This is a genomic window from Lacibacter sp. (genome assembly GCF_035299325.1).
Taxonomy (GTDB): Bacteria; Bacteroidota; Bacteroidia; order Chitinophagales; family Chitinophagaceae; genus Lacibacter.
In genome coordinates, this window is the sequence record NZ_DATGWT010000005.1 from 64,260 (window position 1) to 76,504 (window position 12,245).

The 12,245-nt window shown below is 41.5% G+C and carries 9 protein-coding genes; 6 read left to right on the forward strand and 3 right to left on the reverse strand.

All coding sequences use genetic code 11. The features are described from left to right. Window positions 1-567 precede the first annotated feature (567 nt). The gene (locus VK159_RS04660; protein ID WP_324228985.1) at window positions 568-963 is read right to left on the reverse strand and encodes a helix-turn-helix transcriptional regulator; all 396 of its coding nucleotides are present in this window, start codon (window positions 961-963) and stop codon (window positions 568-570) included. Window positions 964-1,310: 347 nt separating this feature from the next. Between VK159_RS04660 and VK159_RS04665 the strand changes: the two genes are divergently transcribed. From VK159_RS04665 to VK159_RS04675, 3 genes are all read left to right on the forward strand, one after another. Then, window positions 1,311-1,760, forward strand: a complete 450-nt coding sequence (locus tag VK159_RS04665) for a hypothetical protein (RefSeq protein WP_324228986.1) — start codon at window positions 1,311-1,313, stop codon at window positions 1,758-1,760. A gap of 594 nt (window positions 1,761-2,354) precedes the next feature. After that, window positions 2,355-2,777: a hypothetical protein gene (locus VK159_RS04670; protein WP_324228987.1), complete on the forward strand. Its 423-nt coding sequence runs from the start codon at window positions 2,355-2,357 to the stop codon at window positions 2,775-2,777. Window positions 2,778-3,292: 515 nt separating this feature from the next. Beyond that, window positions 3,293-4,495: an acyltransferase family protein gene (locus VK159_RS04675; RefSeq protein ID WP_324228988.1), complete on the forward strand. Its 1,203-nt coding sequence runs from the start codon at window positions 3,293-3,295 to the stop codon at window positions 4,493-4,495. A 351-nt stretch (window positions 4,496-4,846) separates the two neighbouring features. Here VK159_RS04675 and VK159_RS04680 read toward each other — a convergent pair whose 3' ends face one another. Both VK159_RS04680 and VK159_RS04685 read right to left on the reverse strand, forming a co-directional pair. Further along, on the reverse strand, window positions 4,847-5,581 hold the full coding sequence (locus VK159_RS04680; protein WP_324228989.1) for a nucleotidyltransferase family protein: 735 nt from the start codon (window positions 5,579-5,581) through the stop codon (window positions 4,847-4,849). 270 nt (window positions 5,582-5,851) lie between these two features. Further along, entirely contained in the window at window positions 5,852-7,306 is a 1,455-nt protein-coding gene (locus tag VK159_RS04685) for a RapZ C-terminal domain-containing protein (protein WP_324228990.1), read from the reverse strand. Window positions 7,307-7,467: 161 nt separating this feature from the next. On the opposite strand from VK159_RS04685, the gene VK159_RS04690 reads away from it, so the two are divergent. The 3 genes from VK159_RS04690 (at window position 7,468) to VK159_RS04700 (ending at window position 12,215) form a co-directional block, all read left to right on the forward strand. Continuing rightward, entirely contained in the window at window positions 7,468-10,248 is a 2,781-nt protein-coding gene (locus VK159_RS04690) for a TonB-dependent receptor (RefSeq protein ID WP_324228991.1), read from the forward strand. Between the two features lie 82 nt (window positions 10,249-10,330). Further along, window positions 10,331-11,419 (forward strand): metallophosphoesterase, encoded by a 1,089-nt coding sequence (locus VK159_RS04695; RefSeq protein WP_324228992.1) that lies wholly within the window; start codon window positions 10,331-10,333, stop codon window positions 11,417-11,419. 25 nt (window positions 11,420-11,444) lie between these two features. After that, complete coding sequence (locus tag VK159_RS04700; protein WP_324228993.1) at window positions 11,445-12,215, forward strand: DUF2490 domain-containing protein; 771 nt, start codon at window positions 11,445-11,447, stop codon at window positions 12,213-12,215. Window positions 12,216-12,245: the final 30 nt, after the last annotated feature.

Sequence of the window (12,245 nt, forward strand, 5' to 3'; positions counted from 1 at the left end):
TTAGAACTTCAAAAACTATCGGCTAAAGACTACAGGCTATCGGCTATCGGCTTACAACTATAAACCATCAACCCTCAGCTTTGAGCTAATTTACTACAAAGCTTCGCCACCTCAGTCACATCATTCGAAAAAAAGACTGAGTACTACGATAAATCAAAGACGTATAACGATAAAAGGGCAAACAAGCCAAACAGGCTCATTTACCCTCCATCAATAATTTATATACACTGCTTACCAGCAGACTTTTGTTGGTTATTAGGTTTCAAAATACAGTTCACAGGTGCTCCGGCACCGTTTCCATAGTTGCAAATATATGTCCTGTAGACAGTTACGGCCTCACGCTCCATTCTGTTCTTCTGAAAACTTCCCGCCTGTTGATACGGCTGCAAGTTAACGTTTGAAGCCCAATCGTAAAAAATAATATTTTACACTTAGTGTAAAAATGAACACGCCTATTGAAAAAGCCTGCACCGCTGTAGTAGTGCCGGCCGCAGCATATACAACTCACACGAACAAAAAAAAGCCACTGCCCGCAGGCAATGGCTTTTTCAGGATCTCCCCTGACACTTATTTCTTCTCTAATAATTTTTCAAGTAATGCATTTTTTTCTCTTTCAACTGTGAGAAGACGTTCATATAATTCAACCATTTTTTCAAACGGATTGAATGTAGGATAATAATTAAAAACAGATGCGTTGTCATGATTAGTGACTGTATTTCCAATAATGTTTATAGCAGCTTCTTCATCAAAATTCTTAATTGCATCAACCGGTACTTTCAAAGCTTTTGCAACATCATCCAGGATGGCTGCTTCAATGCTCTCCTTTGCTTCCAGCAACGAAATCTTTTTCTGGTTCCAGTCTTCACCCATTGCATCAGCAAGCGCTTCCTGTTTCATCCCAAGCATTTCCCTGAAACGTTTTACGTTGCGTCCTTCATGAATGTTCTTTGTAGCAGTACTCATATAACACAAATATAAGCTTTCATAAAAATAGAAAACACCGTCAATAAACCCAATAACTCACCGCATAAAATATCCTTTTTAAAGTATAAGATATCCCTTCACAGAATGGTATATCCACCAGCCGCATCACAACTTTGTACAGTCAATACACATCCATCAGCTCGGCCTTATCCTCCGAATTTATCCAACGTAGTCATGACGTAGTTGGAGCTTTGAGCGTAGGAGGAACTCACGTCTCACCACTATCGGCTTTCGACTATCGGCTTCCAACTATCGGCTATCAACTATCGGCTTACCATGAACCATGAACTATTAACCATGAACCATTAACCATCAACTATCAACCAATGCGCATAACCAACGACACCAAACCCCTTCCCAAAAAACTCCCTAAACCTATCCTCAAATGGCAAACAGAAGACCATGCCTCAACACAGGAGTTTCGTTTTCACATCCCGCAAGGCATCCTCATGCTCTGCAAATGTTGGGATTGCACACCCAATCAGCTCTTGTCCGATTTTATCGATAACCTCAATGCCGGTTCATGGAAACGTGAAGGAAGAGAAGAAGCAAAACAACACCTGCAGAATTACATCATTGCAATGCACTACGGTCAGGGGTTCTACCGCCAGGACGAAATCCGTACCCAACTTTCCGAACTCGATGCACTCGGCGCACAATGGCCCGGCTACGGACACGATAGTAAGAAAATGATAAAACGCTATTGCCGCTGGCGTGATCACTACACACACTACTTATTCAAAAAATGGTTCCGCAAAAACAACCGCAAACTCTAACCATCAAATCATCGATATGCAACTCACCAATCAAAAAATAAACTACGATAGCCTTTAATAATAATAGTCTGCAAAAAATCAACATGCCGCACAGAAGGTGATCGGAAATGCACAAATGCAATTAACTACAGTACTGCAAAAGCCAAATCAAGGCGTAATCCGAAAACCAGGCTGTCGAAGATCCCGGCCGCAGCGTCGGGATACATTGGTTTTCGGGGTCCTTTTTGCCTGTCCCGTAACAGCGGGAGTTACTTTTTGGACAACCTGTCCCGATGAGCGAAGCATCTTCGGGAGCAAAAAGTGACAGAAAAATGTTGCAAGCGCAGCGCCGCAAACAAGATAACTATGCAACTTCAAATTCAATTCATCACATCCTTCCCGCCATAGCGGAACACAAAAGAAAGAATAGTTGTGCGTGCACAACATTTAAACATGTAAAAAACAATCAAACTGCTGCAGGCAATATGATTGTGCAAATTCAAATGCCATTCACCACACCTTTCCCGCCTTAGCGACAGCAAAAAGAAAAGAAAAAAAGTGGGCGTCCAAAACTCTTGAGGTAACACTTAAAGTAAACTTCTTAAAACCTTCAATATGAATTACCTTAACGAACACGAATTCATCAAACTCCTCTTCCTCCTCTCCGATACCCAACAATGGCTCACCCAAATGAGTCATGATCTGCTCGCACAGTTACCCAACAGCAGCCGGCTAAAACAGAAAACCTATTATCTCAGTATCACTGCATTCGCCCACATCATCGAGCGTCATTACTATCGTATCGAACGCCACCCCGGCACCGGGAAATTCTGTATCCCCATTCACGACATTTTGCAGCACATCAAAGAAGCAAAAGACGAAGCACCACAGCCCGTCCATGGCACCTTAAACCTTGCCCGCACCAAAAACACAGGCACCATCATCGGCCACGAGCGCACCGGCACCCCCACCACCCACATCACCGTCATCACCTGCCCCGCCGGCAACATCATCACCGCCTTCCCCGGTTTGCCATAACCAGGGTTGCCAACCTTTGAAAGGTTGGCAACCCTATGTTCATCAGTGCCTATCTGTACAATCTGTAAGCAACCCGCCCACCCCTCTTGTCATTTCGACGATAGGAGAAATCTGTTCAATCCTGTTTTCATTAGTGCCCATCAGTGCAATCTGCCAGCAACACTCTCCCCGTCTTCCCGCCTTCCCAACCCCTAATTCCCAATTCCATTGCCCATTGCCCATTGCCTATTGCCCATTGCCCCTTGCCTATTGCCATCATCCTTCGCTCATCCTTCGCTTCAAAAGGCAGGATACTCCCACTCAACTCCCATGATAAAGCCTATTTAAAGCGTTCAAGTCGTATAAATCCGACACTCCCCCCGCTCCACCGCTTCCATCACAAATCATACATCAGACATCATCCATCAGACATCATACATCAGACATCATACATCAGACATCATCCATCAGACATCATAAATCCTACATCTAACTCCCAAATCCTTCCTATTTTCATCATCACAAAACCATCTGCTTTGAACCAGCGCTACTACTCCCTCGATGTATTCCGTGGTGCCACCGTGGCCCTCATGATCCTGGTAAACAACCCCGGCTCGTGGTCTCACATTTATGGCCCCTTAAAACATGCGCCCTGGCATGGCGTTACACCCACTGATCTGGTGTTCCCGTTTTTCCTTTTTGCCGTGGGCAATGCCATGGCTTTTGTAATGCCCAAACTGCAACAGGCAGGCGACGGCACCTTCTGGAAAAAAGTGATCAAACGAACGCTGCTCATTTTCCTGATCGGTTTGTTATTGAACTGGAGCCCGTTTGTAAAATGGAATGGAGATCTCTTACAAGTAAAGCCGCTCGATAATCTCCGCATCATGGGTGTATTGCAGCGAATCGCACTCTGTTACTTTTTTGCATCAGTCATCGTTTATTATTTCAAACAACGTGGGGCATTTGTAACAGCTGCTGTTTTATTATTACTGTATTGGATGCTTTGTTTAGTACTGGGTACACCCGGTGATTTGTTTAGTCTTAATGGATGGTTTGGCAACAGCATTGATAAAAGTATATTGGGCGAAGCTCATTTGTATACAGGTGAAGGAGTGCCCTTTGATCCCGAAGGATTGATGAGTACGTTCGCTGCTATTGTACAGGTGATCTTTGGCTACCTGGTTGGTGACTACATGCAAAAGATGACCCGCCTGAATAACGAAGTCGGGCAGGGTAATGTAAATGAAAACAAGACAAATGGATCTTACCAAATGATTGCTTCGCTGTTTGTTACAGCAACCATTCTTACTGTTACAGGGCTTGCCTGGGGTATGGTCTTCCCTATCAACAAAAAAATATGGACCAGCTCTTATACCATTTACACAACAGGTCTTGCCATCTACACAATTGCAACCATGATCTGGTTCATTGAAATCAAACAGGCTAAAAACTGGCTCACCAGATTTTTTGATGTGTTTGGCAAAAATCCGTTGTTCATTTTTGTATTGAGTGGCTTCTTACCCAGAGCACTGGGATTGATCCGTATTCCCAATGGCATCAACGATGAAGGCTTACCCAAATACCTTTCTCCATTCGGATGGTTCTATGAAAAGATCTGCAAACAAGTTCCCGGCATTCCCGAAAACGGCTCACTCGTTTATGCCATCTCCATGATCATCATGTACTGGGCAATTTGCTATTGGTTAGATAAGAAGAAGATTTATATTAAAGTATAGTTTAAACAAAAAACATAAAAAGACAAACTGATAAACATAGAATTACTTTGCGTATATAATAGTCTTTTATCCCAGTTAGACTATTAATATTCAATCAAACCGCTTCACATGGGGTGATCGTGCAACCTCAACTGCTTTTCACCACAGTAGTACAACAGTTCAATCAGGGCTGTTGCCGAAACATGGGGGTAATATGTTTCGGCTGTCTTTTGGTTACTTTTGGACAAGCAAAAGTGACAAATAAACCAGCTTGCGAAGCAAGCCCAACTAATATACTTGACAAAAGTAATAAAAGAGTTCGCAAGCAAACTTTCGTTATATCAATATAAAAAAGTTTACAGAAAAGAAAATCTATTGAAACGCAGCCTCCGCCACAGCCACACTCTCCGGCTTCCCCACATCAACCAGCTTATCACCACTATGATCATAACCAAGAATCGTATGCTCAGCAGCAAGATCAAGATAAGGCTCAGTTAAAGAGAACTTACCTTTTTGTTTCACCAATGAAAAAAAGCGTTGTTCAAACACAACCACACAACTGTATGCTTTCTCAATCAGTCTCTTTTTTTCTTCTTCACTATAACTAAGTACCGGCCCCTTCTCTTCACCCGTTGTTACATTACGCCAACCGCATAATTTATCTGCATCATCAAACAAAAAATTACGGGCTGTCTTCCGGTTGGTAACAGCAAACGAAATAAGTGGTTTGTGTTGTTGATGATACGCCAGCAGCGCATGTAGATTTAAATTGGTAAGAATATCTACATTGATTGTAACAAATGGTTCATCACCTTCCAGAAAAGGTCTGGCTTTCAATAAACCACCACCGGTTTCCAATACTTCATCCCGTTCATCACTGATGACAACATTGCTACCCCAGCCATTATTTTTTTCAACAGCTTCAATGATCTGATCAGCGAAGTGATGCACATTCACCACTACATCCGTAATACCAAATTGCTGCAGGTATTCAATAGTACGTTGCAATAAACTCTTGCCGTTTACCATAGCCAATGCTTTAGGATGATGATCCGTCCATGGTTTAAAACGTGAACCCAAACCTGCTGCAAAAATCATTGCTTTCATATCGATCTAAAATTACTTTGTGTTTTGTATCTCTTCTTTAACGTCACTGCGAGGAACGAAGCAGTCTCCTTGTAAACAGAACAAACTTCTGTATAGATTGCTTCGCCAAAAAACAAGGCTCGCAATGACGCCTCGTAGAAATACTTCCTCTCTGCGTTAAACTCTTGTTCTCCCTTCTCTGCGCCCAAGGAAGAAACACCTCACAACCTGCAAACCGTAACCTGTAACTTGCAACCTTCCACTCACCATTCACCACTTACCACTCACCTTTTAATACGTTTTATTAATCCAATTCTTCGCATCCTGCACCACATGTTTCAATTCAATCTTCACCCCGTACTTGTTTTTTAAATGACGGGCCAACGCATCAGCAGCATACACACTGCGGTGTTGCCCTCCTGTGCATCCAAAACTGATTTGCAGGTTGGCAAAGTTGCGTTGCATATAATCTTCCACAGCAATATCAATGATATTATAAACACTGTTTAAAAACTGCGGCATCTTTGTTTGTTGCTCCAGGAAATCTTTCACGCCTTTATCCCTTCCTGTTTGTGTTTTAAATTCTTCGATTCGGCCAGGGTTTAAAATACCTCTGCAATCAAACACAAATCCACCGCCATTATCTGTTTCATCCACAGGAATACCGGTTGATTTATAAGAGAAGCTGTTGATTCGCACAACAAGCGGCGTTTCTTCCGTTGCTTTCGGAGGTTCAAACCGGTGGATAATTTCATCCTCCACCATCAACCCAAGTATACGTTCAAATTCAGGTAACTTAATACCAACATTCCGGTTACTTAAAAACCATTTGAGATTTCGTAAGGCCAATGGTATGCTTGTTAAGAAATGTGCCTTGCGTTCAAACAATCCACGGAAACCATATGCACCCAACACCTGCAACAAACGGATCAGCACATAACCATTGTACTGACTTACAAACCTTGTGCGGTCTATTTCTTTCTGCAACACATTCTCCAGGCAATCCATATAATACTCCAGCAGATTATTCTTCCATTCATCAGGCAACTCTGCTTTTGCCTGCCAAAGCAAGGAAGCCACATCGTACTGCACAGCTCCTTTCATACCACCCTGGTAATCGATGAAATGAACCTTCCCTTCTTTTACCATTACATTTCTGCTTTGAAAATCACGGAACATAAAATATTTATGATCCACACGTGTGAGATAAATACTCAGGTCTTCAAAATCTTCAATAAGCTTTTCTTTATCATAAGGAATTTTCAACGTATCAAAAAAGTAATAGCGGAAATAAAGCAAATCAGAAACAATGGCCTGCCGTCCAAACTCTCTTGAGGTGATACACCAATCGTAATTAAAATCTTTATGCCCTTTGATCTGCAGGTGTGCCAGTTGCTGCAGACTTTGTTTAAATAAACTATACACATGCTCATTATAACCATGTTGCTCCAGTTCATTCAGCAATGAAATATCACCAAAATCTTCCTGCAGGTAAATGGTCTCTTCTTCATTCACCGCATAAATAGCAGGCACCGGGCAACCCCGCTGCTGAAAATGTTTACTGAACTGAAGAAAAGTTTGATTTTCCTTGATGTTTTTGCTGGTTGTTGCAATACATACAACAGTTCCTTTAACACGATAATAAACACGGTCACTTCCGCTCTGCGGCACTTTGTCGATGCTTTCAGGCGGAGCCCCGAACGTGGCAGTATATAAAGCAGCAACCTGTTCCATTGTTTCTTGCATATAAATTGATTGCGGTAAAAGTAAATGAAAATGAAAAGACAGCAAACGTCTCAATTGAAATACACTATAGTTTAATTGAGCTTTTCTACATTTAGAAGAATAAGTTTTCGGCCTTGCTATATATTTTTTAATTTCAGTTTACACAATCAAACTAACTACTAATGATCAAGCTGAAACATTTTTTAACAGCAGCCCTCCTGTTGCTGTTCATCCCGGTATTTGCACAAAAACAAACAGTTCGTGGTAAAATAACCGATAAAAGCGGCAACCCGCTTGAAGATGTATCGGTACTCATCAAATCAACAAGAACAGGAACCGCCACCGATAAAGATGGCAATTTCAGTATTGAAGCAGCATCAACCGATGTGCTCGTGTTCAGTATTGTAGGATACAAAACAGTTGAGGAACTTGTTGGAACAAACACATCTATGAACATCATTCTTGAATCAGGCTCAACTGATCTGGGCGAAGTGGTGTTGGTAGGTACACGTCGCTTAGGAAGAGTAAAAACAGAAACGCCTGTACCTGTTGATGTGGTGAACATCGGGCAGGCTGCATTACCAACTGCAAGAATGGATGTAACATCTATACTGAATTATGCAGCTCCTTCTTTCAACTATAATAAACAAAGCGGCAGTGATGGTGCCGATCATATTGATCTGGCAACATTGCGTGGACTTGGTCCCGATCAAACATTGGTACTCATCAATGGCAAGCGTCGTCATCAAACAGCATTCATTGCCGTGTTTGGTACAAGAGGTCGTGGTAATTCAGGAACTGATCTCAGTGCAATTCCTGTGGGCGCCATTGATCGTGTGGAAGTGTTGCGTGATGGTGCTTCTGCACAATACGGTTCTGATGCCATTGCAGGTGTCATCAATATTGTATTGAAAGAAACAGTCAACAAATTCAATGCAAACATTGGCTACAGTGGTTACTACGATAAAAAATACAACCCGCATTTCAAGAAAGAACAAAACCTCTATGTACATGATGGTGCTGTTGACGGAAATACGTTTTCAGTGAATGCCAACTATGGATTTAAAGTTGGTGAAAAAGGTTTCATCAATCTTACCGGTAATTTCTTAAGCCAGGGAAAAACATATCGTCAGGCATTGGAGACAAATGAAAATAGTGCCGACTTTATGTACACCAACATTTATCGTCGTGGACATGGTGACGGATCGCTCACGGCAGGTGGTGCATTTCTGAATGCAGAAATTCCGATCAAAGGCAAAACAAGTTTCTATGCATTTGGTGGATATAACGGAAAGAAATCAGATGCATATGCGTTTACCCGTAACTGGAGTGCAAGGCCGGAACGTTTCCCCACAGACAATAACTGGAACCTGATCTTTGTTCCATCAGTAATGAAAGTAACAGCCGATGACACAACTTTCAGTCCACACATTCAAACCAATGTAAGTGATTTCTCAATGGCAACAGGTGTGAGAGGAATTTCAACCGGTGGATTGAACTGGGATATCAGTAACACCATTGGCCGAAACAATTTTCATTTCTTTGGCGATAAAACATTCAATGCTTCTTTAGGGCCCAATCAAACGCATTTTGATGATGGTGGTTTCAACTTCTTACAAAACACGGTGAATGCTAATTTCAGTAAAGAGTTAAATACAAAGATCAATCTTGCCTTTGGTGCTGAGTATCGTTATGAGCGTTACAGTTTATATGCAGGCGAAGAAGCATCTTACAAAAATTTCAATCCTAACAAATATGATGCAGGTTATGATGTGTATGTTGCCGGTGGCGCACAAGGTTTCCCCGGCTACCAACCTGCGGATGAAGTAACAGCCAACCGTTCTGTGATTGGTGCTTATGGTGATATGGAATTTGACATAACAAATAATTTCTTAGTAACTGTTGCAGCACGTTTCGAAAACTACAGCGACTTTGGATTTACCCATAACTACAAAGTAGCAACACGTTTAAAGCTGGCTCCAACATTTAATTTGCGTGGATCATTCAGTACAGGTTTCCGTGCTCCTTCTTTGCAACAGATCAATTTCAGTTCAACATTCACAACAGTACAGGGTGGTAATATTGCAGAAGTAAAAATTGCACCGAACTACAGTGAGCTGGCAAAGCTGGCTGGTATTCCTGATCTTACACAGGAAAAGAGCACCAATGTAAGTTTAGGTTTTACCTGGAAACCGGTGAGTGACTTCAGTATTACCATTGATGGTTACATGGTAAAAGTAAAAGACCGTGTGGTATTAAGCGGACAGTTTGATGCATTTGATTCGAATCTTGATCCAACATTAGCATCACGCCTGCAGGCTTTGAATGTTAGCTATGCACAATTCTTTGCCAATGCAGTAAATACAACCAATAAAGGAATTGATGTAGTAATGGATTATAACAAACGCTGGGGCTCACAAAGCTTTCGTGCATTGTTCACAGGTAACTTCCAGGAAATGAACATTGACAAGATCAATGTTCCTGCTAAACTGAGTGGCTCTGATTTTCTGAAATCAACATTCTTAAATGACCGTGAACAAAAATTCATTCTTGCATCGGCACCAAAAACAAAATTTGGTTTCAACTTTGAATATGGTTGCAAAAGTTTAACTGTTGGAACAAGATTGACTTACTTCGGCAAAGTTGAATTGCTTGGATATGGTGAAGATGGCTTAGGCATTAATCCGCAGGTACCACTTGATGCTGATCCCAGCAAATACGTAGATGACCTTTATATCTACAATGGCAAACTGGTAACCGATCTTTATCTCGGTTATAAGATCAACAGCAAGATTTCTTTGTTTGGTGGAATTGATAATTTATTGAATGTACATCCTGATCTTGGTGTTGCACCCGGTGCAAAAGGCTGGGCGTTCAATAATGAAACCGGTGGACCTTGGGATGCTGTACAAATGGGTGGTAACGGTATGCGATTCTTCTTACGTCTCGGTTTACAACTCTGATTAAATTCATGAACACGTAAAGGCTGATGCATATTGCATCAGCCTTTTTTTATTTGTACATGTTGAATCGCTAATTTTAATCATGCGTCGTTTCATACAATCTGTTTTCACCAAACCCGTTGCCCGGCTTGCTGACCGCTTTTCAAGTAAGCCCAATCTTCAACGGGTGCACGAAGCGTTAACAAAATTGTATGCACACACGCTTGAGCATCCGGGAAAGAAAGGATTGTTATTGCCGGTGAATGCAGATACAGACAAGTTCATCATTTTTAGTGACCAGCACAAAGGCGCAAAGAATGGCAGCGATGATTTTATGATGGCCGAGCCAAACTACCTTGCAGCATTAGATCATTATTACCTGGCTGGTTTTCATTTTATTTCATTGGGTGATAGTGAAGAGCTTTGGGAAAATACCGTATGGCCAGTGAAATCAAAGAACAAACTCACAACGGCTGCAGAAAAAAAATTTCTTACTGAAAAACGTTTTATTAAAGTATACGGTAACCATGATGTATTCTGGAACAATGATCCGTTTGCGCCGCTGCACCTGTTGAGTATGTATAAAGAACCCGTTAAGATCTATGAAGGAGTTGTGTTGCAAACAACCATCAGCAATACAAAACTTGATTTCCTTCTCACACACGGTCACCAGGGCGATGGGCAAAGTGATGGCAATGCATTCAGTGCATGGTTTGTTTCAAGAATATGGGGGCCTTTGCAAAGCTATCTCAACTTAAACCCTAATACACCTGCCACTAACAACGCATTAAAAAGTGTACACAACCGTTTTATGTATGATTGGAGCAAACAGGAAAAAAATCCCGTTCTTATAACAGGGCACACACATCAACCGGTATTTGCATCACTCACACATCTTGAGCGTTTGTACAAACAACTCATTCATGCAAGAGAAAAAGCTGATGAAGCTACAACGGAGAAACTCAATAAAGAGATCCGCTTCCGCCAGGAAGAATACGATTATGTAAACAAGAATTACATTAAAATGAAACCGTTTTATTTTAATACAGGATGTTGTTGTTACAGTGATGGCGATATTACCGGTATTGAAATAGCTGATGGTATGATCCGCCTTATCAAATGGAAAAAGAAAGAGAACAACTCCATTCGTGAAGTGTTGGAAGAAATGAAACTGAGCGATCTGCTCATTTGATCATTTGCCTTTACCTTTGCGGGCCATGAAACAATTCATCAATCTTCTTGCAGCAGTATTCCTTTTATTTACAGCAATAACAGGCTCAGCACAAAACACAAGACTAAGAGACAACAACAGCATCGGCTGGTACTCCGGCACCGGTACATTTTCTTTTAATAAAAAGTGGAGTGGCCATTTAGAATACCAATGGCGAAGAGAAAATTATATTACAACCTGGCAACAAAGTTTGCTACGTACAGGTATTAACTACCACGCAAACAGTAACACTACGTTGCGGATGGGTTATGCATGGGCCGAAACCTATGCTTATGGTGATTATCCTCTCAATGCATTTGGAAAAACATTTACTGAACATCGTATTTATGAAGTAGCCACACTTACGCAACGAACAGGTTCTCTCGACCTAAGCCACAGAATCATGCTGGAGCAACGTTGGCTGCCACGCTACAACTCTGCTGCATCGGCAAAACCTGATGACTGGTTGTTTATGAACCGGGCCCGTTACATGTTGCGTTTACAACAATCTTTAAAAGGAAAAACGCTGGAAGATAAAGAACCATATGTTGCTGCGTATGATGAAATACTTGTTGGCTTTGGTAAAAATGTAAATGAAAATATTTTCGATCAGAATCGTTTCGGTTTGTTGCTTGGTTACCGTTTCTCACCAAAGTTCAGACTGGAAGCAGGATACATCAGTCAGATTGTACAACTAGCAAGAGAGATCAGCGGAAGAAATGTATTTCAACACAACAATGGTTTTATCCTCAACAGCTTTTTCAATATCAATTTTTAATGAGTGTTGTTTATAAAAAGAATCCCCGAT

Excerpts from the sequence above, each read along its gene's own strand:
- VK159_RS04660 (WP_324228985.1), bottom strand. The coding sequence starts at position 963 with ATGAGTACTGCTACAAAGAACATTCATGAAGGACGCAACGTAAAACGT.
- VK159_RS04665 (WP_324228986.1), top strand. The coding sequence starts at position 1,311 with ATGCGCATAACCAACGACACCAAACCCCTTCCCAAAAAACTCCCTAAA.
- VK159_RS04670 (WP_324228987.1), top strand. The coding sequence starts at position 2,355 with ATGAATTACCTTAACGAACACGAATTCATCAAACTCCTCTTCCTCCTC.
- VK159_RS04680 (WP_324228989.1), bottom strand. The coding sequence starts at position 5,581 with ATGAAAGCAATGATTTTTGCAGCAGGTTTGGGTTCACGTTTTAAACCA.
- VK159_RS04685 (WP_324228990.1), bottom strand. The coding sequence starts at position 7,306 with ATGCAAGAAACAATGGAACAGGTTGCTGCTTTATATACTGCCACGTTC.
- VK159_RS04690 (WP_324228991.1), top strand. The coding sequence starts at position 7,468 with ATGATCAAGCTGAAACATTTTTTAACAGCAGCCCTCCTGTTGCTGTTC.
- VK159_RS04695 (WP_324228992.1), top strand. The coding sequence starts at position 10,331 with ATGCGTCGTTTCATACAATCTGTTTTCACCAAACCCGTTGCCCGGCTT.
- VK159_RS04700 (WP_324228993.1), top strand. The coding sequence starts at position 11,445 with ATGAAACAATTCATCAATCTTCTTGCAGCAGTATTCCTTTTATTTACA.